General features: G+C 50.8%; 19 protein-coding genes. 18 read left to right on the forward strand and 1 reads right to left on the reverse strand.

The window, feature by feature from the left end; all coding sequences use genetic code 11:
• The 18 genes from HQ49_RS04340 to HQ49_RS04425 all read left to right on the forward strand — a co-directional run bounded on the left by HQ49_RS04340 (position 1) and on the right by HQ49_RS04425 (position 22,083).
• Complete coding sequence (locus tag HQ49_RS04340; protein ID WP_039418639.1) at positions 1-753, forward strand: hypothetical protein; 753 nt, start codon at positions 1-3, stop codon at positions 751-753.
• Between the two features lie 84 nt (positions 754-837).
• Entirely contained in the window at positions 838-1,590 is a 753-nt protein-coding gene (locus HQ49_RS04345; RefSeq protein ID WP_039418641.1) for a hypothetical protein, read from the forward strand.
• Between the two features lie 387 nt (positions 1,591-1,977).
• Positions 1,978-2,511, forward strand: coding sequence for an alpha-ribazole phosphatase family protein (gene cobC, locus HQ49_RS04350; RefSeq protein ID WP_039418642.1), 534 nt, complete (start codon positions 1,978-1,980; stop codon positions 2,509-2,511).
• A 91-nt stretch (positions 2,512-2,602) separates the two neighbouring features.
• Complete coding sequence (locus HQ49_RS04355; RefSeq protein WP_039418643.1) at positions 2,603-3,064, forward strand: hypothetical protein; 462 nt, start codon at positions 2,603-2,605, stop codon at positions 3,062-3,064.
• Positions 3,061-3,582, forward strand: coding sequence for a Cys-tRNA(Pro) deacylase (gene ybaK, locus HQ49_RS04360; protein WP_039418644.1), 522 nt, complete (start codon positions 3,061-3,063; stop codon positions 3,580-3,582). Before HQ49_RS04355 ends, ybaK begins: the two co-directional genes overlap by 4 nt.
• 33 nt (positions 3,583-3,615) lie before the next feature.
• Positions 3,616-6,168 (forward strand): zinc-dependent metalloprotease, encoded by a 2,553-nt coding sequence (locus tag HQ49_RS04365; RefSeq protein ID WP_039418646.1) that lies wholly within the window; start codon positions 3,616-3,618, stop codon positions 6,166-6,168.
• Between the two features lie 414 nt (positions 6,169-6,582).
• Positions 6,583-7,524 (forward strand): glucosaminidase domain-containing protein, encoded by a 942-nt coding sequence (locus HQ49_RS04370; protein WP_039418648.1) that lies wholly within the window; start codon positions 6,583-6,585, stop codon positions 7,522-7,524.
• A gap of 28 nt (positions 7,525-7,552) precedes the next feature.
• Positions 7,553-8,719 (forward strand): AIR synthase related protein, encoded by a 1,167-nt coding sequence (locus HQ49_RS04375; RefSeq protein ID WP_039418650.1) that lies wholly within the window; start codon positions 7,553-7,555, stop codon positions 8,717-8,719.
• A gap of 24 nt (positions 8,720-8,743) precedes the next feature.
• On the forward strand, positions 8,744-9,829 hold the full coding sequence (gene prfA, locus HQ49_RS04380) for a peptide chain release factor 1 (protein WP_039418652.1): 1,086 nt from the start codon (positions 8,744-8,746) through the stop codon (positions 9,827-9,829).
• 16 nt (positions 9,830-9,845) lie between these two features.
• Positions 9,846-10,676: an orotidine-5'-phosphate decarboxylase gene (gene pyrF, locus HQ49_RS04385; RefSeq protein ID WP_039418654.1), complete on the forward strand. Its 831-nt coding sequence runs from the start codon at positions 9,846-9,848 to the stop codon at positions 10,674-10,676.
• A 92-nt stretch (positions 10,677-10,768) separates the two neighbouring features.
• A complete protein-coding gene (gene lpxD / locus HQ49_RS04390) occupies positions 10,769-11,818 on the forward strand; it encodes a UDP-3-O-(3-hydroxymyristoyl)glucosamine N-acyltransferase (protein ID WP_039418656.1) in 1,050 nt (349 codons plus the stop codon).
• A complete protein-coding gene (locus HQ49_RS04395) occupies positions 11,797-13,185 on the forward strand; it encodes a bifunctional UDP-3-O-[3-hydroxymyristoyl] N-acetylglucosamine deacetylase/3-hydroxyacyl-ACP dehydratase (RefSeq protein WP_039418658.1) in 1,389 nt (462 codons plus the stop codon). Before lpxD ends, HQ49_RS04395 begins: the two co-directional genes overlap by 22 nt.
• On the forward strand, positions 13,182-13,976 hold the full coding sequence (lpxA, locus tag HQ49_RS04400; RefSeq protein WP_235317894.1) for an acyl-ACP--UDP-N-acetylglucosamine O-acyltransferase: 795 nt from the start codon (positions 13,182-13,184) through the stop codon (positions 13,974-13,976). The genes HQ49_RS04395 and lpxA overlap by 4 nt, the downstream gene beginning before the upstream one ends.
• 4 nt (positions 13,977-13,980) lie before the next feature.
• Positions 13,981-15,495, forward strand: coding sequence for an NAD(P)H-hydrate dehydratase (locus HQ49_RS04405; RefSeq protein ID WP_039418659.1), 1,515 nt, complete (start codon positions 13,981-13,983; stop codon positions 15,493-15,495).
• A 70-nt stretch (positions 15,496-15,565) separates the two neighbouring features.
• The gene (locus HQ49_RS04410) at positions 15,566-15,985 is read left to right on the forward strand and encodes a DUF6769 family protein (protein ID WP_039418660.1); all 420 of its coding nucleotides are present in this window, start codon (positions 15,566-15,568) and stop codon (positions 15,983-15,985) included.
• A gap of 540 nt (positions 15,986-16,525) precedes the next feature.
• Positions 16,526-17,749, forward strand: coding sequence for an efflux RND transporter periplasmic adaptor subunit (locus HQ49_RS04415; RefSeq protein WP_039418662.1), 1,224 nt, complete (start codon positions 16,526-16,528; stop codon positions 17,747-17,749).
• Between the two features lie 19 nt (positions 17,750-17,768).
• Complete coding sequence (locus tag HQ49_RS04420) at positions 17,769-20,888, forward strand: efflux RND transporter permease subunit (RefSeq protein ID WP_039418663.1); 3,120 nt, start codon at positions 17,769-17,771, stop codon at positions 20,886-20,888.
• A gap of 16 nt (positions 20,889-20,904) precedes the next feature.
• The gene (locus HQ49_RS04425; protein WP_039418664.1) at positions 20,905-22,083 is read left to right on the forward strand and encodes a TolC family protein; all 1,179 of its coding nucleotides are present in this window, start codon (positions 20,905-20,907) and stop codon (positions 22,081-22,083) included.
• Positions 22,084-22,394: 311 nt separating this feature from the next.
• Here HQ49_RS04425 and HQ49_RS04430 read toward each other — a convergent pair whose 3' ends face one another.
• Positions 22,395-24,374, reverse strand: coding sequence for an ATP-dependent DNA helicase (locus HQ49_RS04430; protein ID WP_080734087.1), 1,980 nt, complete (start codon positions 24,372-24,374; stop codon positions 22,395-22,397).
• Positions 24,375-24,740 lie beyond the last annotated feature (366 nt).

Here is a 24,740-nt window from a genome sequence, read left to right on the forward strand (position 1 = left end):
ATGAAGACAAAACTCTTACTCCATGCCGCTCTGATAACCGCAGTTGCCTTTTTGGCGATCGGAGTATCGGCATGTGACTATGAAGAGGAAGAACCTCCTCAGCCGGGGAGTTATATAAAAGGATATGTCGATGCAACCGGAATATGGCTTAAGCAGAGAGAGCTCAGTGAAGGACGTATATGGTGGCATTACGAATTGGTCGGGAAATACTACGGACCCGAATCTGAGCGGTTTAAGGAACTCAGCATCATGTATGGAGACACGGCTTTCTACGACAATATGCTGCCACCTGATGATCCCACGAAGAAGTCGGAAAGAGCTTTGTCTCCTCCTCCCACTTATTTCAACCCGGAGATGCTGCCGGTTCGTATGCATTTTCCCTTCACCGCTCTATCTATGCCCGTAGTGGCGATAGATGCTATTGCCATGGACGACTATGACGACGAGCATCCTAAAGGAAGCTCTCTGAACGATATTACTTGTTACTACTTCAGGACAGCTTGGAACTATATCCAAAGCGGATATACTCTTGAGGCCTATATGGATATGGTCACATATCTCAGATATGTCCGATTATCCGAATTTCCGGCAGATCCGATCAAACTAATCTATCTCGACCTGAATTATATCCTGATAAATAAAATGCCGGCCACGGAAGGGAACAAGAGGATAAAGATTATTTATCGTTTCGAAGGTGGTGGAGAAGCATACGGGATATTACAGACCGTGGAGGGGAACTATCCGACCTATTAGCACACATATCCTCATGTCGGTACGAGGCATACAACATACAGGATTAACTTTTAACGAACATAACACCGGCAAATTGACAAAGCGATGAAGACAAAACTTTTACTCCATGCTGCTCTGATAACCGCAGTTGCCCTTTTGGCGGTCGGAATATCGGCATGTGACTATGAAGAGGAAGAACCCCCTCAGCCGGGAAGTTATATAAGCAGATATGTCGATGCAACCGAAATATGGCTTAAGAAGATAGGGTTCGGTGTGGGACGTATATGGTGGCATTACGCATTGATCGGGAAATCCTACGAGCCCGAATCTGAGCGGTTTAAGGAACTCAGCATCATGTATGGAGACACGGCTTTCTACGACAATATGCTACCTCCTGATAATTCGACCAAGAAGTCGGAAAGAGCTTTGTCTCCTCCTCCCACTTATTTCAACCCGGAGATGCTGCCGGTTCGTATGTATTTTCCCTTCACCGCTCTATCTATGCCCGTAGTGGCAATAGATGCTATTGCCATGGATGACTATGACGACGAGCATCCCAAAGGAAGCTCTCTGAACGATATTACTTATTACTACTTCATAACAGCTTGGAACTATATCCAAAGCGGATATGCTCTTGAGGCCTATATGGATATGATTACATATTTCAGATATGTCCGATTATCCGAATTTCCGGCGGATCCGATCAAACTAATCCATTGTGATCTGAATTATATCCTGATAAATAAAATACCGGCCACGGATGGGAACAAGAGGATAAAGATTATTTATCGTTTCGAAGGTGGTGGAGAAGCATACGGGATATTGCAGACCGCGGAGGGAAACTATCCGACCTATTAGAACACATATCCTCCGACAAAGGTGAATATAGTATGCAGGTAACATTGACGATGGAGAGTGAGCGCAAGCTGAGCAAGGTCATATCTATCACGATCTGAGACAGAAACCGCATCCCCTGATAGCATCAGGAGATCGATCGGAAGAGTCGTTTGTAATCAGAGAGGGGGACACAGGACACGACAGTGTTTCTGTGCCCCTCTCTCTTTTTCTAACTCTTTAGCCGGTCAAACCGGGAAGGTTATTTTCGTGTCGAAGTGAAATACAAACAATAGAGCCGGAAGCAGAGATACAACGATTGAGAGGCTCTTCAAGCAAGAGAAAGCTCTTTCTACTATCTTTGTGGGACTCGGAAGGCTTTTTTCCGACCGATACCCTAATAATCCACTGATGAAAATATATCTGATGCGCCACACTTCGGTGCTGCTCAATGGCAATGAGCACTGCTACGGATTCACCGATGTGGACGTTCGCGATACCTTCGAAGAGGAGGCTACGGTGGCGTGTGCCCATCTCAAAGGCCTCGATCCGGAGGCTGTCTTTACCAGTCCCTTGCAGCGTGCAGCCAAGCTGGCGGCCTTTTGCGGCTATCCCGATGCCATCCGAGACGATCGGCTGAAGGAGATGAACTTCGGCGACTGGGAAGGAAAGCCCTGGGAGGAAATTCTGGATACGACAGACGTAGAAGCTTTTTTCCGCCGCTATATCGACGAACCTGTGCCCGGTGGAGAGTCGCAGCGAGAGCAGTTCGAGCGCGTGCGGGACTTCATACTGGAAAAGAAAGCTGCCGGCTACCGCTCCATCCTGATATTCTGCCACGGCGGGGTGATCAATTGTGCCCGTACGCTGGTCGGCCAGTGCACGCTGGAGAGTGCTTTCGCATCGCTCCCCCCATTCGGCTCCCTGACCGAATTGATTTTATAAAGGCCGCATGGCTATGGTCTTGCTCGGCACTATGCCGGCGGGGAGGCCTTGTTGTTAAACAAATTGAACCGAATATTGTCATACGAAAACAATGGAGAAACCATTACACGAGAAAGCTCAATCCGACAGGAAGCAAGGGCTGACGCCCCGTTTCTATCTTTACTGGCTGGGAATCCTGATTTTCGCAGCTGCATTCACCGGCATGCTGCTGGATGATTTCAATTCGGAGGGCAGATCTGCCGGTTTGGAGCTGTTCTTTCATATCAGTGGAGGTGTAGCATTTTGTTTCGCTCTGGCAGAGCAGTGCGCCGTCTTTATCGGCCACAAACACGGGCGTATCGATCGGGCTACGGCTATGCGCTATGCAGGCTTCATGGAGAGAAACGGTTCGTGGAGTGCCTTGCTGATATGCCTGACTTTCGTGGCTTTCGGGCTGATGAAAATCGGAGACGAAGCGAGTAAGGCCTGGGATCTGGCACTCGGATGGCTCTTTGTGGTAGGCTTCGGCTATGCCATTATCCGTTTTATCCTCAATCGTTTTCGCCGGAAATGACCGGAAATATGCCCAAGACCAATGTGGCGCGTCTGCTGGATGCAGCACATATACCCTACGAACTTATCTCCTACGAGCCGGACGAGAGAGACCTCTCGGCCGTCCATGTGGCGGAGCAGCTGGGTGAGGACGTCAGGCAGGTGTTCAAGACATTGGTATTGCGCGGCAATAAGACCGGACTGCTCGTCTGCATCGTACCGGGCGATGAGGAGGTAGATCTCAAACTGGCAGCACGGGCATCGGACAACAAAAGCGTGGAGATGATCAGACAGAGCGAGCTCCTTCCGCTCACGGGATATATCCGTGGCGGCTGTTCGCCCATCGGGATGAAGAAGACCTATCCGGCTTACATTCATCATACCTGTATGTCTTTTCCTTATATATACGTCAGTGCCGGCGTGCGCGGCTTACAGCTTCGTATAGCTCCGGCCGATCTCCTGACATACACGGGTGCCCGGTCGGCTTGCCTCTGTGGTGCTACGACAGAAGAAAAATCAACCATACATCAAACCCTATAATCAAGCATGAACAAAAGAATCTTTACTGCGTGCATGGCTGTTGCCTGCATCCTGCCCGTTTTCAAGGCTGAAGCGCAGAGCGATTACTTCTTTCGCTCGAAGAAAAAGAAGCCCGCAACGGAAGCTCCGGCTCAGAAATCCAAATTCGATCAGACCGTAGCCGGTGCAAAAAAGAGCGAAGGCCCTTTCACCGTTTACTTCACGAAGAAGAATGAGATCCTGTTTGCCATGCCCGACTCCGCATTCCGTCGGGAGTATCTCCTCAGCAGCCGTGTGGCTGCTACGAGCAATACGCGCGAAGCCGTGGCCGGACAGATGAGCACGTCTCCCTTCCTGATCAAATTCTCACGTGACAGTATCAACGTCTATCTCCACACGCCTCAGGTGGGTGCCGTGGTCAGAGAAGACGATCCTATCGTCCCCTCGTTCAAGAAGAACTTCTTCGACCCCGTCCTCAAAGCATTCCCCATCGTGGATACGAAAGACGGCAAGGTGCTGATCGACGTAACCAAATTTTTCCGCGAAGATGAAAAGAGCATTACGCCTCTGACGATCCTGCCACCCACGATGCAAAATGTCAATGTAATCAAGGGTATGCTCGACCCGACGGCCAGCATCGTAACGGAAGTCAAGAGCTTCCCCCGAAACGTGGAGATCAAGAGTATGCTCACCTACAAGACTCAGCCCTATTCCGAGCCATACACCCTGATCATGCAACGCTCCATCCTGCTCCTCCCGGAGAAACCGATGCGTATGCGTTTGCAGGACAATCGTGTGGGATTTTTCAATTCTCACCGCCAATACTTCACGACAGACAAGGACAAAGTGGAGTCATACAAGCTGATCCACCGCTGGGATCTCCAGCCCAAGGACAGTGCAGCCTATATGCGCGGCGAACTGGTGGAGCCTGTGAAGCCTATCGTTTTCTACGTGGACTCCGTCTTCCCCGACAAATGGCGCGCTACGATCAAGCAGGCTATCGAGGACTGGCGTACGGCTTTCGAAGCAGCCGGATTCAAGAATGCCATCATCGCCAAGGACTATCCCACGAAGGCGGAAAACCCCGATTTCGATCCGGACGACATTCGCTTCAGCTGTTTCAAATATGCCACTACGGCCACGGCCAACGCCATGGGCCCGAGCTTCGTAGACCCCCGAAGTGGCGAGATTATCTGTGCGGATGTGATCTGGTACCACAATGTGCTCTCCCTCGTCCACAACTGGCGCTTCGTACAGACCGGGGCCGTGGATCCGCGCGTTCGCAAGGCTGTATTCGACGATGATGTGATGCGCGAATCGCTCCGCTATGTGGCGGCTCACGAGATCGGTCATACCATCGGTCTGATGCACAACATGGGTGCCAGCTACTCCTTCACCATCGAGAACCTGCGCGATCCGAAGTTCACGCAGAAATACGGTACTACGCCGAGTATCATGGACTATGCCCGCAACAACTTCGTGGCGCAGCCCGGTGACTTGGAGCGCGGTGTACGTCTGACGCCTCCCATCCTCGGTGTGTACGACATTCATGCCATCAACTGGGCTTATCGTCTCGTGCCCGGAGCCAAAACCGCAGAAGAGGAAAAGCCGACGCTGAACGCTTGGATCGCCGAGAAGAAAGACGATCCCATGTTTACCTTCGGTGCACAGCAGTTCCCCTACACCATTGACCCCACAGACCAGACCGAGGACCTCGGCAACGATCACTTCCGCGCCGGCGACATGTCCATCAGCAACCTGAAGATTATCGCCAAGAACATGGACAAATGGCTCCTCGAAAAGGATGCTCGCTACGATGACCTGCGCGACATGCACGAACAGCTCATGTTCCAATACTACCGCCACGTAGGTCATATCATGCCTTATATCGGAGGTGTGGAGCACTTCGAAATCCGTCAGGGCGAAGAGAATACACTTTCCCGTCGTTTCATCACCAAAGACAAGCAACGCAAAGCCATGGATTGGCTCCTCAATCAGGCTCGTACCTACCGCCAATGGCTGGCCGAACCAGCTTTCCTCCACAAGGTGGAACAGAACTCTACGATGACCGACCTCTTGGGCAAGGCCATGGTGGCAGCACTCTTCAATCCGGGCAGTATAGGACGCATATACGAAGCAGAGCAGTCCGGACAACCGGGAGTGTACAAGCTCACGGATTATGCCAACGAGCTGATCGATGCCATCTTCAACGTAAAGGGCAATCTGACCGATGCCGACCGTTCTATTCAGAACCTGGCCATCGACCTCATGTCAGCCTATAGCGGTCTCTCCACGGAAAGCAAGAACACGGCACGCCGTCTGTCCGAAGAGCTGGACGCCCTGTCGCACAAGCTCAGCGAGGACAACCTCCCGTGTGCCCTCGGTTGCAGCGGTCACCACGCAACGGAAGAGGGAGTCAATTCATTCTTCCGTCTTACGGTCTTCTCCAAGCCGGCTCCGAGTGAAGTGATTGCACCCCTCCTGCTGCAACAGCTCAAGCGCGTGCAGACCATCTACCGCAATCGTAAGGCCACCGGCAACGCTGCCGACCGCTCCTTCTACGACTACCAGCTGCTCCGTCTGGAACGCCTAATGAAGACCAACTAAGAGTACGGATTTCCCCGTACCTCCGATCGCAAGGGGGCTGTGTCAAAATTCGTTTTGGCACAGTCCCCTTTTAGATGCGTAAGAATGCATAAAGGACAAAGCACTGGAGCTGATAGAGAGGCAGGAGCGTAGGCGACTGAAGCCGAATGTCGCAAGCAACGCAGTAATTTGCCCTTTATGACAACACTCCGTCGCTTCTTCACAATAGCCATTTCTTGGAACTTGTCGGATTTTCTTTTGGAGGAATCTGCGAGCAAGCAGACGGCGTTTTCCGCCTTAAATCCGATGGAAAACATGGGTTAGAGGTCGTTCAAGATGTGGTTGCCCCGTTGCCATGGCACAATCTCCCTGATAGAGTGCAATTTATTTGTACTTTTGTAGCTAACGTTGTTCTGTTGCAACTATTTCAGACAGATGAGAGTAAACATTTGGCAGATCCTATTCGTTTCGGTTCTCTTTTTCTTCGGGACAGCCGTCGGGCTGGCTCAGAGCCGGAACCGCACATACGAGGCTTACGTGAAGCAGTACGCCGATGAGGCCATCCGGCAGATGAGCCGCTACAATATACCGGCAAGCATCACCATAGCACAGGCTTTGGTGGAGACCGGAGCCGGAGCCAGTACGCTGGCCAGCGTACACAACAATCACTTCGGGATCAAATGCCACAAATCGTGGACGGGCAAGCGTACTTATCGTACCGACGATGCGCCGAACGAATGCTTCCGCAGCTATTCGGCCGCTCGCGAATCGTATGAAGATCATTCCCGTTTTCTGCTCCAACCACGCTATCGTCCCCTGTTCAAACTCGACAGGGAAGACTATCGGGGCTGGGCTACGGGGTTGCAACGCTGTGGTTATGCCACCAATCGGGGCTATGCCAATCTGCTGATCAAGATGGTGGAGCTGTACGAGCTATATGCTTTGGATCGCGAGAAGTACCCCTCGTGGTTCCACAAGTCTTATCCCGGGACCAACAAAAAATCCCATCAAACGAGCAAGCAAAAGCAGAGCGGACTCAAGCACGATGCTTACTTCAGCTACGGACTGCTCTACATCATAGCCAAGCAGGGCGATACCTTCGATTCTCTGGCCGAAGAGTTCGACATGAGAGTCTCCAAACTGGCCAAATACAACGATGCTCCCGTGGATTTCCCGATCGAAAAGGGCGATGTGATCTATCTGGAGAAAAAGCACGCACGCTCCATCTCCAAGCATACACAGCACGTAGTGCGAGTGGGTGATTCGATGCACAGTATCTCCCAACGCTATGGCATTCGGATGAAGAACCTCTACAAGCTCAACGATAAGGACGGCGAATATATACCCCAAGAGGGCGATATACTGCGCTTGCGCTAAAACAAGAAAACAAAGACGAAGCAGCTATATGTCTAACGAACGCTATAACCTGCGCGGAGTGTCGGCCTCGAAAGAGGACGTGCATGCCGCCATCAAGAATGTGGACAAGGGTATTTTCCCTCAGGCATTCTGCAAGATTATTCCGGATATTCTCGGGGGTGATCCCGACTATTGCAATATCATGCATGCAGATGGAGCCGGCACCAAAAGCTCACTTGCATACGTTTATTGGCGGGAGACGGGAGACCTCTCCGTATGGAAAGGAATAGCACAGGATGCGCTGATCATGAATATAGACGATCTGCTGTGTGTCGGTGCCGTGGACAATATACTTGTGTCCTCGACCATCGGCCGGAACAAACGATTGATACCGGGCGAAGTAGTATCGGCTATCATCAACGGCACGGAAGAGCTTCTGGCCGATCTGCGTCGCATGGGTGTGAACGCCTATGCCACGGGAGGGGAAACGGCTGATGTGGGCGATCTGGTCAGGACTATCATCGTAGACAGTACGGTGACTTGCCGGATGAAGCGATCGGATGTGATAGACAGTGCCCGTATCAAGGCCGGCGACGTTATCGTCGGGTTAGCCTCATTCGGGCAAGCCTCCTACGAGGAGCAGTACAACGGCGGTATGGGGAGCAACGGACTGACTTCGGCTCGCCACGACGTTTTTGCCCACTATCTGGCAGAGAAGTACCCGGAGAGTTTCGATCCCTCGGTGCCGGACGATTTGGTTTATAGCGGCAGCATGAAACTGACCGACGCCATAGCCGGATTGGGATTGGACGCAGGCAAGCTCGTGCTCTCGCCCACACGTACCTACGCCCCTGTGGTCAAGGCCATACTGGACGAGATGAGTCGCCGCATTCATGGCATGGTACACTGCTCCGGCGGTGCACAGACCAAGGTGATGCACTTCGTCAAGAATAAGCGCGTGGTCAAGGACAACCTCTTCCCGACTCCACCCCTGTTCGAGCTGATACAGCGCGAAAGCCAGACCGAATGGGCGGAGATGTACAAGGTATTCAACATGGGACATCGTCTCGAAGTGTATCTGACTGAAGAGAATGCCTCACGCGTGATCGAAATATCCGAGAGCTTCGGCATTCCGGCGCGTATCGTCGGTCGTGTGGAAGAGGCTCCGGCCAACGAATTGATCCTCCAAACGCCCTATGGAGAGATCCGATACTAAACACCTCCACCCCGATACACCCGTATGTCAGAGAATAAACTATTAGACCGACTGGATGGCTTGGAGAGCCGTTTCGAAGAGATTTCCACGCTTATCACGGATCCGGCCGTAATCGCTGACATGAAGCGTTTTACGAAGTTGAGCAAAGAGTATCGCGATCTGGAGAAGATCCATACGGCCGGGCACGACTATCGCAATCTGCTCGCCAATATCGAAGAAGCCAAGCATACCATAGCCAAAGAGAGCGACGAGGAGCTGCGCGAGATGGCTCGCGAGATGCTGGCCGAGGCTAACGAACGCTTGCCCATCCTGGAGGAGGAGATCAAGATGCTGCTCATTCCGGCCAATCCGGAGGATGAGAAGAATGCCATCGTGGAAATTCGCGGTGGAACGGGGGGCGATGAGGCTGCGCTTTTTGCCGGCGACCTCTACCGCATGTACGTCAAGTATTGCGAGACCAAAGGCTGGCAGGTGGAGGTCACCGACCTGAGCGAAGGAGCCACGGGTGGTTACAAGGAGATCGTCTTCTCGGTCAAGGGGGAAGGAGTGTACGGTATCCTGAAATATGAGAGCGGAGTGCACCGCGTCCAGCGCGTACCCGCGACTGAGACGCAGGGGCGCATACATACTTCGGCAGCTACCGTGGCAGTCTTGCCCGAAGCCGAAGAGGTGGACGTGGAGATCAACCCGGCAGACATCGAGATGCAAACGTCCCGTTCGGGCGGAGCAGGAGGTCAGAATGTAAACAAGGTGGAGACCAAGGTGCAGCTTACGCACAAGCCTACGGGTATGGTGGTGGTTTGCCAGCAGGCTCGTTCGCAGATAGCCAACCGCGAGCTGGCTATGCAGATGCTGCGCACCAAACTCTACGACATAGAGCTGTCCAAGCATAACGAAGCTATTGCAGCCCGACGCAAGACGATGGTATCGACCGGCGACCGTTCGGCCAAGATTCGTACCTACAACTATCCGCAAGGACGAGTGACGGATCACCGCATCAATATGACGGTCTACAATCTGTCGGCAGTGATGGACGGTGAGGTACAGCCTTTTATCGATGCCTTGATAATAGCAGAAAACGTTGAGCGGATGAAAGAAGCCGCCTTATAATACAAGTAAATAGACGATGACAACGAAAGAACTTTTTGACCGGATTTGCCGGAAACGCTCGTTTCTCTGTGTCGGGTTGGATACCGATGTAAAGAAAATACCGCCACATTTGTTGAATGAAGATGATCCTATTTTGGTTTTCAACAAAGCCATCATCGATGCTACGGCCGAGTATTGTGTGGCTTTCAAGCCCAATATGGCTTTCTACGAGAGTATGGGCAGCTTCGGAGCCTATTCTTTTGAAAAAACGATCGAATACATTCGGGAGCAATACCCCGACCAGTTTATCATAGCAGATGCCAAGCGCGGAGATATCGGCAATACGAGCGATATGTATGCCCGTTCGTTTTTCGAGCATCTCAAGGTGGATGCCCTCACCGTTTCTCCTTATATGGGAGAGGATAGCATCGGCCCTTTCCTGAGCTATGCAGGCAAGTTCACGGTGCTTCTCGCTCTGACCTCGAACAAAGGCTCGCAGGACTTTCAGATGATGCGCGATGCCGATGGAGAATACCTTTTCAAACGCGTTATTCGTATCAGCCGGACGTGGGACAATGCCGGTCAGCTGATGTATGTGGTGGGGGCTACGCAGGCTTCCATGCTGAAAGATATTCGCGAGATCGTGCCGGACGCTTTCTTGCTTGTCCCGGGCGTGGGAGCACAGGGCGGCAGTCTGGAAGACGTGGCCGAGTACGGCATGAACGCTCAGTGCGGTTTGCTTGTCAATGCTTCGCGCAGTATTATCTACGCGGATAATACGGAGGGGTTCGCCGCTAAAGCTGCCGGAGAAGCAGCTGCCATGCAGCGTCAGATGGAGATTGCTCTTCGGGCGAAAGGCCTAATCTGATCCATCGGGCTTCTGTTAAACGTAAGAGAGTCGTATAGACTCTAAAGGAATAAATGTTTTGAGATCCATTGTACCTTAATTAACCCCGTCACATGGAATTTACAGCCCAACAGATAGCTGACTACCTCCACGGTTTTGTGGAGGGCAATCCTGAGGTGCGACTGCGCGACTTTGCCAAGATAGAGGAGGGTCGTAGCGGCTGTCTTTCGTTTTTGGCCAATGCCAAGTACGAACACTATTTGTACGACACCCAATCCGATGCAGTACTCGTCAATCAGGACTTCGAGCCACGCGAATCGGTAAAGACGACCCTGATACGAGTACCCAATGCCTATGCCGCATTGGCACAGCTGATGCAGTTGGTGGACAGCATGAAGCCTAAAAGAAAGGGAGTCGACTCCACGGCTTTCGTCCATCCATCGGTGACACTGCCGGAGGATTGCTATGTAGGAGCTTTTGCCTACGTATCGGAGGGAGCATCGCTGGGTGTCAGCTGTAGCTTGTATCCGCATGTTTATGTCGGTAGCGGTGTGTCTGTTGGAGAGGGGACGATCCTCTATCCCCATGCGACAGTATATGATGGCTGCTCCATCGGTTCGCGTTGCGTGATTCATTCGGGAGCCGTTATCGGAGCGGACGGATTCGGTTTTGCACCGAGTGCCGATGGCTACAGCAAGATTCCGCAACTGGGGAACGTTATTATTGAGGATGATGTCGAAATCGGTGCCAACACTTGTATCGACAGGGCTGTGATGGACTCGACCATCATACATCGCGGAGTAAAGCTGGACAATCTTGTACAGATTGCTCACAACTGCTCTGTCGGAAGTCATACGGTTTTTGCTGCTCAAGTCGGCATGGCCGGTTCGTCCCATGTGGGGGAATGGTGCCAGTTCGGAGGACAGGTAGGTTTGTCCGGCCACATCAAGGTGGGAGACAGGGTCAGCTTAGGAGGGCAGACCGGTTTGTTGAGCAACGTCAAGTCCGGTTCCACGCTTCTCGGTTCGCCCGGCATGCCGGTTCGGGATATGCTCCGCGCATCAGTTATCCTCCCCAAACTTCCTGACATGAGTCGCCGCATCGAGCAATTGGAAAAAGAAATATCAGAACTAAAAGAAATATGCAAAAGCAACAAACACTGAAAGACAAGTTCAGCCTGCAAGGCAAAGGCCTACACACCGGACTGGATATTCATATTACTTTCTGTCCTGCTCCGGAGGAATCCGGATATAAAATCAAGCGTATCGATCTGGAGGGACAGCCCGTTATAGACGCCATCGCAGACAATGTGCACAGCACTCGTCGTGGTACGGTGCTGAAAAAGGGCGAAGTATCCGTCAGCACGATAGAACATGCCATGGCAGCTCTCTATGCCTTGGGCGTAGACAACTGCTTGATCGAGGTGGATGCACCCGAATTTCCCATCTTGGATGGCAGCGCGGAACCCTATGTGAGCGAAATCAAGCGTGTCGGCTTGGTGGAACAGGAAGCACCACGCGAGTATTATATAGTGAAAAAACGCATGGAGGTGTCCGATCCGGAAAGTAACTCCAAGCTGATCCTGCTGCCGGATGACGAATTTACGGTAGATGTACACATTGCTTTCCCCAGCAAAGTGCTTAGCAATCAATTCGCCTCTTTGGAAACTTTGTCGGATTTCGAAGAGCAGATCGCAGGTGCTCGCACCTTCGTTTTCGTTCGGGAGGTAGAGATGCTGCTGGAAGCCAATCTGATCAAAGGCGGCGACTTGGACAACGCCCTAGTCATCTACGACGAGCCGTTGGCGCAAGACCGCCTCGATGCTCTCAGCGATATGATGGGCGTAGAGCGGAAGCAGGTCAATGAATTGGGATACATCAACAACAAGCCTCTGATCTACGACAATGAACCGGCACGCCACAAGCTCCTCGATGTATTGGGCGATCTGGCTTTGATCGGGAAATATATGCGTGGACGTATCATTGCTACCTGTCCGGGTCACAGCATCAACAACAAGATGGCGCGTCTGATTCGCAAAGAAATCAAACAGAACGAAGCACAGGCTCCTGTCTACAATCCGAACAAAGAGCCGATCATGGATATCAACCGGATCAAAGAGCTTCTACCCCACCGCTATCCGTTCCTGTTGGTCGATAAGATCATCGAAGTAGGGCCGGATTACATCGTCGGGGTAAAGAGCGTTTCCGGCAACGAACCATTCTTCCCCGGTCACTTCCCCGGCGAGCCTGTGATGCCGGGAGTCCTGCAAGTAGAGGCAATGGCGCAGGTAGGAGGACTCTTGGTACTCAATACCCTGGCCGAACCTTCGAGCTACTCCACTTACTTCCTGATGATCGACAAAGTGAAATTCCGTCGCAAAGTGGTACCGGGTGACACCTTGGTATTCAAGCTCAGAATGATTTCCGAGATACGCAGAGGAGTGGCCAATATGCGCGGCTTAGCTTTCGTAGGAGAGCAGTTAGCCTGCGAAGCTGAATTTATGGCACAGATAATCCAGAATAAAGAATGATGTCAGAGACTAAAATCAGTCCGTTGGCGTGTGTAGATTCACATGCCGAGATAGGAGTAGGCGTTGAGATAGGCCCTTTTGCCGTTGTAGAGGCCGGAGCGAAGATCGGCGATGGTTCCATTTTGCATCCTCATGCCGTAGTTCGTTACGGATCGACACTCGGTAAAGGCTGTGAGATCCATCCAAATGCAGTGATCGGAGGAGTACCGCAAGATCTGAAGTTCCAAGGAGAAGACTCCACTGCCATCCTGGGCGATTATACCACCGTACGCGAATGTGCTACCGTCAATAGAGGCACCGCCTCTCGTGGCACTACCATAGTGGGCAGCCACTGTCTGCTGATGGCCTATAGCCATATAGCCCACGACTGCGTATTGGGCGACCATATTATCATCGGCAACGCTACGCAGATAGCCGGCGAAGTAGAAATAGACGACCATGCCATCATCAGTGGAGGCGTATTGGTGCATCAGTTCGTACGTATCTCTCAGCATGTGATGATCCAAGGCGGCTCCCGCCTTTCGAAAGACATCCCTCCGTACGTATTGGTGGGACGGGATCCGCTCGTGTACTGCGGAATCAACATCGTAGGTCTGCGCCGCCGGAATTTCACCAACGAGCAGATTTTCCTGATCAATGATGTATATCGGACACTTTACCAAAGAGGTCTGAACAACTCCGATGCGATCGACATTATCCAACAGGAGTATGCCGATTGTCACGAGAAGCAACTGATATTAGACTTTATCAAATCATCCAAGCGCGGTATCGTCCGCGGAACCATGGAGTGAGGCCATGATCGGGATATTCACCGGAGCACGCATCAAGGAACTCGACCGCTACACGATAGAGAACGAGCCTATATCCTCGATCGATTTGGTCGAGCGAGCTGCCGCCACATGGGTGTACGAATTCGAACGTCTCTACACCCAGCAGCGTCGGGTAGTGGTATTCGCCGGCCCCGGCAATAACGGAGCGGATGCTCTGTGTGCAGCCCGTATTCTGAACGAAAACGGCTATTCGGTGGATGTCTTCCTCTTCAATGTCAGCGGAGCCCTCTCTCCCGAATGCAACGAGAGCAGGATACGTCTGCTGGAGACTGCGGGCATCAGGCTGACCGAAGTGGTGGACAACTTCACCCCACCGGAGCTTTCTGCTCAGACCGTGGTAGTAGACGGGCTCTTCGGCGTAGGGCTGAATCGGCCTCTGCAAGGTGGATTTGCCAAGGTGGTGGAGTTCCTCAACCAATCCGGTACCGAGATCGTATCGATAGACATTCCCTCGGGACTGTTCGAGGAGGACAACTTCGGCAACAATCCGAATGCTGTCATCAGAGCCACACACACCCTTACGTTCGAATATCCCAAACTATCCTTCCTCTTCTCCGAAAACGCCGACTATGTGGGCAAGTGGAAAGTCCTGAACATCGGGCTGAGCATCGAGGGGAAGCAAACGATCAAGACAGAGTATTTCCTCAATACCGATTTCGATATATCCGGTATCATCCGGCAGCGTCCGCGCTTTGCGCACAAAGGGACGTTCGGACACGCGCTCCTCATCGCCGGAAGCAGAGGCAAGATGGGCGCGGCTTGTCTGGCAGCAAAGGCCTGTCTCCGAAGCGGTATCGGCTTGCTGACCACTCATATCCCCGCCTGTGGAGAGAGCGTCATGCAGACCGCTGTGCCGGAGGCTATGGTGCATGCCGACGAAAGAGTGGGTATTGTCTGTGATTATTCCTCCCCGCTGGTCTTTCAGGCGGTAGGCATCGGGCCCGGTTTGGGACGGGCAGAAGCTACCGTCCGTTTGGTCGAAAAGATGCTTTCCGCTCCTAACGGCCCGTTGGTGATCGATGCCGATGCCTTGAATATCATTGCCGAGAATCGCGGTTGGCTCGATCGCCTGCCCATCAACAGCATCCTTACGCCGCACTCACGAGAGCTCGAGCGACTAACCACCCACTGCAATACGGACTACGAACGCCTGCGCCAAGCCCGATTCCTCGCCTGCCATCATCATGTCTATGTAGTTCTGAAAGGAGCATTCAGTGCCACCTGTATGCCCGGAGGGATGGTCGTATTCAACAATACGGGCAACCCCGGCATGGCCACGGGCGGAAGCGGCGATGTGCTCATGGGAATCATTACCGGCCTATTGGGATCGGGCTATCTTCCCGCTTCGGCCTGCGTCCTCGGCAATTATATCCACGGCTTGGCCGGAGATATCTATGCCGGACGTTATAGTCAGGAGAGCCTGATAGCGTCGGATATTATCGACAACCTGGGTACTGCGTTCAGGCAAGTACGCGATTAGGGCGAAAATCGGCAAAAAATCTGTTAATACAAGAATAAAACCTTATTTTTGTTCCGAAATCGTATCACTCGTGAGAAAGAAGCTATCCATATTCTTCGTAGGCTTGGCCTCCCTTGTCGTGCTGATCATCGGGATTATCCCCCATCATCATCACGACAGAGGAATGGCATGTCTCATGGCAAAGCATTGTCACGATGACGCCCTCTCGGGTAGCGAGCACACGCATAGCGAACCGACTTGCGTAGCCAAAACCTTCTACCTGTCCGCTTCCGAACTTCGGATCAAGAGCAGATCTTCTCTGTGCGACGAATGTCACGATCCGCATCATATCCATCTATATCCTATTCTCTTTGCCGTAGCCGATCTATTGCTACATCCGGTCGACGACCATTCGGCCGATCCCGAATATGGGGAATACCTGGTCTTTTATACCCCTTCCGAAGCAAGACCATCACATGGCTTGCGAGCCCCTCCTTTCATCTTTTCCTAAAACTGCTTGTGCTTCTCTTGGGCACAGCAGAAGGATCTTTCCCATTAGTCCCATAGCTTCTTTCTTTTGAGGCTGTCATAGAGCAGTCCTCATGCTGTCTGCTTTCAGGCTCTGAGGCGATCGTGTACGTCCCATACTACATGTATTCTCCTCTCGCTTTGGGCTAAGCAAACACGCAATCCACTTCGGACAAGGGAGATCCTCCAAGCAAATACGAGCCAAAAATCATCGGATCGCGGTTCGGAAAAATTCAAAAACACGAGCCAAAAAATTTTCGTTTACGAGCGTAGAATTTTTCCTTCCGGTTCGAGAAAAAAACTTTTCTCAGACCGTGTTTTTAGGAGCCATGTTCGTGCCTTTTTCGGGACAAGAGACGAAGATCGTGAAGGATGATCATCCTCGTGGTTTTTCTATTTCGAAAAGAACAAACCGATTGCCCGGCGAACATCTTCCTCTCTGTCCCGAAGGGCTATGAGACCAAGACGATTGTGCTCCTTATCGTGTCAAAAGTTTTACAGCAACAGGAAAACAAACATAAAGATGAAACCATACTATTTGTCACTATTATATATCGTCGCTGCCGCAATCCTTACGGCATGCGATTCGAGCAATGCAGCCACACAGGCGGGGACAGAGCTCCAACACGAACATCCGGCCGGTCACGACCATGACCACGACCATGACGGGGAAGAGGACCATGATCATGACCATGATGAGGATAAAGCAGGGAAAAAATCGGCATCCGCCAACGAGATCCACTTCACATGCTGGCAGGCTGAAGCGGCAGGATTGCAGGTCGAGAAAGTGGCTCCCTCAACCTTCAACTACGTGATCAAAACAAGCGGGCAGATCCTGTCCGCACAAGGCGATGAGGCCACCGTGGTAGCCACAGCCAACGGCATCGTTTCATTCGTCAGCTCGGCCGTTACGGAGGGTGCTTCCGTTCGGGCAGGAGAGTGTATCGTCAGCATTTCTGCCAAGAATCTGCCGGATGGTGATCCCGTGACCAAAGCGAGGATCGCCTACGAATCCGCCAAAAAAGAACACCAGCGAGCCGAAAAACTGGTGAAAGACCAAATAATCTCGAACAAAGAGTACGAGCAGGCATGCAGAGACTATCAGACTGCCAAGACCATATACGAAGCCCAGGCATCCGGAACCGGAGCGGGAGGGATCAGGGTGACGGCTCCCATGAGCGGATATATCAAAAACCGCATGGTGAATCAGGGCGAATACGTGTCCGTAGGCCAACCCATCGCCACCATATCGCAGAACCGCCGCCTGCAGCTGCGCGCGGAGGTTTCGGAAAAACATTTCAAAAATGTGGGCAATGTCAGCAGTGCCAACTTCCAAACCTCGTACGACAACAAACTCTACGAACTGTCCGATCTGAACGGAAAGCTCCTCTCCTTCGGGCGGGCATCCACGCAGTCCTCCTACATCCCTGTCACATTCGAATTCGACAATGTGGGCGATGTGGTACCCGGCTCTTTCGTTACCGTGTACCTGCTCTCCAATGTACAGGAAGAGGTCCTCTCCGTCCCGGTGTCGGCCATTACCGAGGAGCAAGGGCTGCACTTCGTATACCTGCGGTTGGACGAAGAGGGGTATCAGAAACAAGAGGTTAGGCTCGGGCAGAGCAATGGCCGTCGGGTACAAATCCTGTCCGGACTGAAAGCCGGAGACAGCGTTGTCACCCACGGAGTGTACCAGGTGAAGTTGGCAGCCATCTCGTCCGTAATGCCCGAAGGTCATACCCATTAATGAGAGAGGACAGTAGATCATGCTGAACAAGATCATTCGGTTCTCTCTGAACAACCGGCTGACCATTCTGGTGGCATCCATACTACTGATGTTGGCCGGTACCTATACAGCCTCCAATATGGAGGTGGATGTATTCCCCGATTTGAATGCCCCCACCGTCGTAGTAATGACGGAGGCACCCGGCATGGCCCCCGAAGAGGTGGAACGCCTGGTAACCTTCCCCGTGGAGACGGCCGTCAATGGTGCTACCGATGTGCGTCGCGTGCGCTCTTCGTCCACGACGGGCTTCTCTATCGTGTGGGTGGAATTCAACTGGGGCACGGATATCTACCGTGCCCGTCAGATCGTGTCCGAAAAGCTGGCCGTGGTCGGTGCCGATCTGCCGGACAATGTGGGCAATCCTACGCTCGGTCCGCAATCCTCCATTCTGGGCGAGGTGCTGATTATCGGCCTTACGTCCGACAGCACATCGCTCCAGGAGCTGCGCACATTGGCCGACTGGACGATCCGCCCGCGCTTGCTCTCGATCGGAGGTGTGGCTCAGGTGACGGTACTCGGCGGCGACATCAAGGAGTATCAGATACTGTTGAACCCCGAAAAGATGAAGCACTACGGCATCACTCTGGCCGAAGTACGCGCAGCTGTCGGGCAAATGAACCGCAATGCCTCGGGAGGTGTGCTGTATGAATACGGCAACGAATATATCCTTCGCGGACTCCTCTCCACGAACGACGCCGCTGCATTGGGACAGACGCTGGTGAAAAGCATCGACGACATTCCCGTAATGCTCGAAAGCGTAGCGGAGGTGACCGTAGGCAATAAGGCTCCCAAGTTAGGTCTTGCTTCCGAGCGGGGGCGGTCTGCCGTGCTTGTGACCATTACCAAGCAGCCGGCAACGAGTACCCTGGAGCTGACCGAGAGGCTGGACAAATCGCTCGTCGATTTGCAACAGGCTCTCCCCTCCGATGTCAAAGTGAGCACGGATATTTTCCGTCAGGAACGTTTCATCGAAAGCTCCATCGGCAACGTAAAAAAAGCACTTTACGAGGGCGGCATATTCGTTGTGATCGTATTATTCATTTTCCTGATGAATGCTCGTGCCACGATCATTTCGCTGGTGACCATTCCGCTTTCGCTGGTGACGTCCTTTTTGGCTCTCAAGCTGATGGGGCTTACCATCAATACGATGAGTCTCGGAGGTATGGCCATTGCCATCGGTTCGCTCGTGGACGATGCCATCGTGGATGTGGAGAATGTATTCAAACGCCTGCGCGAAAACCGCCTGAAGCCTCGCGAAGAGCGGGATACGGTGCTCAATGTCATATTCGAGGCCTCGAAAGAGGTACGTATGCCGATCCTGAACTCTACTTTCATCATTATCGCCAGCTTCGTACCGCTGTTTTTCCTCTCCGGCATGGAGGGGCGTATGCTGGCTCCGCTTGGGATAGCTTTCATCATCGCACTTGTGGCATCTACCTTCGTGGCACTTACGCTTACGCCCGTGCTCTGCAGCTATCTGCTCGCCAAGGGGAAGAAAGAGGATGCACCCGAAAAGGAACCCATAGTGGCCAAGAAGTTGAAAGGTTGGTACGAGCAAGCTCTTCGTCGCGCTCTCGCCAATACGAAAAAGGTATTGCTTGCGACCGGTGGCGTGCTGGTAGCTACGCTCGTCACCTTCTTCACGCTCGGACGTAGCTTCCTGCCTGCCTTCAACGAAGGATCGTTCACCATCAACGTAAGCACACTCCCCGGCATCTCGCTGGAGGAGAGCGACAGGATGGGGCGTATGGCAGAGGAGATCCTGCTCTCTGTGCCCGAAGTACAGACTACGGGACGCAAGACCGGACGTGCCGAGCTGGACGAGCACGCACTGGGCGTCAATGTGTCGGAGATAGAAGTGCCGTTTGTCCTCAAGGATCGCTCCAAAGACGAAGTCCTGGCCGACATTCGCGAGAAGCTGAAAGTGCTACCGGGTGTGAATATCGAAATAGGTCAGCCCATTTCGCATCGTATAGATGCCATGCTATCGGGTACGCGCGCCAACATTGCCATCAAGCTATTTGGGCCCGATCTGAACCGGCTCTTTGCAATCGGCAATCAGATCAAGGCTTCCGTCCACGATGTGAAGGGAGTAGCGGATCTCAACGTGGAACAGCAGGTGGAACGCCCCCAACTCAAGATCGTACCGAAGCGCGAGATGCTGGCCAAGTACGGACTCACGCCGGCAGGATTCGCCGAGATAGTGGATGTGATGCTTGCCGGAGAAGTCGTTTCGCAGGTATACGAAGGCAATCGTTCGTTTGACCTCACCTTGAAGGTGAACGACGAGAGTCGAGAGACTGCTGACCGCATCCACGATCTCATCATAGATGCAGGCGGACGGAAGATTCCCTTCGCTTATGTGGCCGACGTGGTGTCGGCATCGGGTCCGAACACGATCAACCGCGAGAACGTTTCCCGCAAAATAGTCGTTTCGACCAACGTGGCCGGACGGGATCTGCGCAGTGTCGTCAATGATATTCAGGAAAGGATCGATGCCGACATCTCACTTCCCGAAGGTTATCATATCGAGTACGGGGGGCAGTTCGAGAGTGAGCAGGCCGCATCGCGTACGCTGCTCATTACTTCGATATTTTCCATTCTGGTGATCTTCCTCTTGCTTTTCAACCAGTTTCGCAACCTTACTCAGTCGGCCGTCAGCCTTCTCAATCTGCCTTTGGCTCTGATCGGCGGCGTACTCACGATTTTCTTCACGGGGGGGATCATCAGCATTCCGGCCATCATCGGCTTCATATCGCTGTTTGGGATAGCTACGCGCAACGGCATGTTGCTCATTTCGCGCTACAACGATTTGCAGCAAGCAGGCCTTTCTCCATACGAAAGCGTCATGCGCGGTTCGCTGGATCGTCTGAATCCGATCCTGATGACGGCGCTCACTTCCGGACTAGCCCTTATACCATTGGCTCTTGGTGGCGAACTGCCGGGCAACGAGATCCAGAGTCCGATGGCTAAAGTGATACTCGGGGGATTGTTTTCCTCCACCATTCTCAATGGTTTTATCGTGCCGATTATGTATCTGCTGACGAATAAAAGCTATAGAGAAAGGACGTTCCGAAATCGACAAGTTACAATCGAATAAGAAAGACGGAAAAAGAATGAAAGCAATCTTCATAAGCATATTGGCCATTTTGGCGACTACTCCCCTTTGGGCACAAAAAGGCATGAGCGATGTACTGCGTGCCATCGAAGAGAACAATACGACGCTGAAAGCTCTTCGGGAGAGCACAGAGGCAGAAAAACTGAACAACCGCACCGGAATATTCTTGTCCAATCCGGAAGTGGAGGTCGGCTACCTCTGGGGAAACCCTGCGGAAATCGGCAATCGGACGGACTTCAGCATTACGCAGAGCTTCGACATCCCTACCATCACGGGCATGAAGAGCCGTGCAGCCAAGATGCAGGACAAACTCTTGGACTGGCAGTACAAAACGGATCGGATGAACATCCTGCTGGAGGCCAAGACATGCTGTATCGAATTGATATACAACAATGCCCTTTTGCTCGAACTGGCTCGTCGGCTCCGACATGCCCGCACCATTGCCGAAGGATACGAAGCTCGCCTGAAAGCCGGCGACACCAATCAGCTGGAATACAACAAGGTGAAGCTGAACCTCGCGGCCGTACAGGGCGAAATATCCCGTGTGGAGGTGGAGCGAAACGCACTGCTCGTCCGGCTCAAGCGACTGAACGGAGGAATAGAGATCGTATTCGACGAAAGCCGCTATCCGGAGGTTATCTTACCACAGGATTTTGCTGCATGGTTTGACGGGGTAGCAGAAAAGAATCCACAGCTGGCATACGCCCGCGAAGAGATCTTGGCAAGCAAACAGCAGGTCGCGTTGAGTCGTGCGACAGGTCTGCCGACATTCTCTGCCGGCTATGTAAGTGAGAAAGTAGGCGGCGAAAGGTTTCAGGGTGTATCCTTAGGCGTCTCTGTGCCTTTGTGGGAAAATAAAAACCGCATCAGACAAGCCAAGGCCTCGGCGAGAGCAGCCGAAATGCGTGAGGCGGACACTCGGCAGCAGCTATACAGCGGGCTCCAGCTCCTGTATGACCGTGCTGTCGGCCTCAAGGCAACGGCAGAGGGTTATCGCAAGTTGCTGACCACATCGGACAATGCCGACTTACTCAAGAAAGCATTGGATACGGGAAAGATCTCTCTGCTGGACTACATCGTGGAAATCGGACTCTACTATGATACGGTCAGCCGAGCAATGGAAGCCGAACGCGACTATCAGCAGGCATTTGCCGAACTCTGGGCAGTCGATTTGTAATTATATATGTTGGGATGGAGGGTCGGAAGGCAGCCTGTGTATTATCGCTTTCCGGCCCTCCTGTTATATTCGCCCGATTGGTCGTCAGGCTCTGTTTTTTCTATTGACGGTCATTGGAGATTTGTCAATATTGAGGATGTTTGAAATAAATCCTCACAGAATTTTTACATGTAGATACTCACGATTCAGGCCATATAATGAGACAAAAGAACTATCTTGTATGAGTACAAAAGCCTGAACTCAATATTGAAATCAACAGAAAATTCAACTTCCTTATTTGCGCTTAGACCGAACTGACGTTTGTTAGCGATCTAAATAGAAGTAGAAGATAAAAAACGATTTGCACTTACATACTTATTCTTCTGGGAACCTGTTACAATATCTTGATATATTTTAAAGAGTTGATCTAATGCTTTGTTGCAGGCAGCAGCGCTGAAAGGTGCTTCATTAAGCTCTATTCGAGTTTTATGAAAGCTAGTGGTATCATATACACTCTCTAAAAGGTCGATTAGTTTAAGCAGTTCTTCTTTTGCATATGAATAAGCATCTGCTTCATATAAATGAAAATACCCCTTTAGTATATGAATCATATTTCGACATATAGCTTTATCATGCTCTTTTTCTTCAATTAGTGTTTGTATTACTTTAAGTTGGGCAATAGCCTTCTTCTTTATATACACTTCTTGGGGTTGCTTCTCATATGAGCAAAAATTTTGCATCCTCAGCTGATATAAGAAATCAAAGATACTTTCGTCAGAAATAATATCACTGTAGGTTACAGGCTTAGTTAAATATAGGCCACTCAACGTTTTTACCCTGCTTAATGCAACATAAAGCTGACCTGGCGCGAAAATATGACTAGTTAGATCTAAAACAACAGCATCATAGGTTTGTCCTTGTGATTTATGGATTGTAAAAGCATAGGCTAATTTAAGAGGGAACTGCTTTGTCTTCTGTATATAGGGGGTAATCCTTCTAAGCTTATGAGATCTTTTGTCATATTCCATTTCGTACCTATAGTGAACAACTTGATTTGGGAACTCGGGAAGAATAATTGTACCCAAATTGTTATCCAAAGTAATAGAAACTTTATCTTCAAGAATCTTATTGATAACCCCAAAGTCTCCATTAGAGTAACCAGATTTTTTATTAGAAGTCGTAATCATTACTCTTGCCCCCTCTTTATACTCGAAAATTGGCTCATACTGAGAAGGCATCTCAACCGGCTTAATAAATTCTATTTCATTCAACTGATCAAAATAAAAATCAACATATGCCTTTCTATCAAGAGTTAAAACAGAAAGTTGAGCAACTGACTTTTTCACTTCACCGTCCAAGTTGTCCAATCTAGCCCTATTAATTCCTCTGACTTCTTCATTGGAAGAAGCAATCGTAATTATGTCTTCAGGCACATCTTCTACTACACGAGAATTAATAGTCGACAAAACGTCGATCTTTACCTCTGGGGACATAGGTTTTCTAAATGCATCTAGAACCTCTACATACATAGGATCATTTTTTTGACGAAACGACTTTGTAAGTTCAAAAAGTTTAATCTGATGAAGATTTTCTCTCATGACATGACTGTGGAAGAAATATATCCCCCCATACTCTTGTTCAAGATATTCTAATACAGCCTTATCATCAACAACTGGAGGGAGTTGAAATAAATCACCAACTACAACTACTGGAATCCCTCCAAAGGCTTTATCATTATTTTTTACAATTTGGCAAATTTGATTCATCATTTCGAAAGCATCAGATCTTACCATTGAGATTTCATCTATGACAAGTAATCTAGACTCCTCAATGTTCCTGCGTGCACGCTCTCCAATGGTTTTCCCATTATAAAGATTATTTGGGTTCTGATACCCTTCTTCAAGATCATCTAATGCTCCCCAAAAAAATGAGTGATAAGTCTGAGCATTCTTGTACATACTACGTGCAAGATTAGTAGGAGTCAACACTCTACATCCTGTTATCTTTGTCTCGATTTGCTGGATAAGATATGTTTTCCCACATCCTGCTTTTCCATGAATAAAAGCAATCCCATCTGGTTGATTAGTAAGATAATTGAGAATAGATTCTTGTGAAACACCAATAGGCTCTATATAAGGAATAGTTTTAGAGGTAATAGGTGTATTATCTATACTATTAGTTGACTCTTTGCTCACCGAAGCATCTCCAAACGATATATCATCAAGATTGTTATTCTTACAAGTATAAAAACGAAGAAAGCAAGAGATTATATTGTTCTTACCCATAAATTTCACTTCAATAGAATTATCCATTAATTAGATTATTTCTCACCAGCCTTCTTTGACTGAAGCCCCCAAATTGTTCTGGCTGACGGATTAAAAACCCAAATTCTGTATTTCATAGAGTTGCACTCGAGCAAGTTCCTTTTCTCTACGCGAGATAGAGAACTCATTTTCTGCTTTATCCATTCGATAATGAATAATTTACGTCAGTTCGAGGCAAGAAAACTGCAATTAATATCTTTCCTAACTAAGTTAATACCCTAGGATTGTGGGGTTACACTTGACAAGGCAGAATATCTTTGTGACTTAGTATATGACTATCAACAAGATACGCACAAACAAACGCTACTTTATGAGAGCAAATGTAGTTTATGTTTTTTGCTTCGTAAATGATTT

The sequence above is a fragment of the Porphyromonas gulae genome, assembly GCF_000765945.1.
GTDB lineage: Bacteria > Bacteroidota > Bacteroidia > Bacteroidales > Porphyromonadaceae > Porphyromonas > Porphyromonas gulae.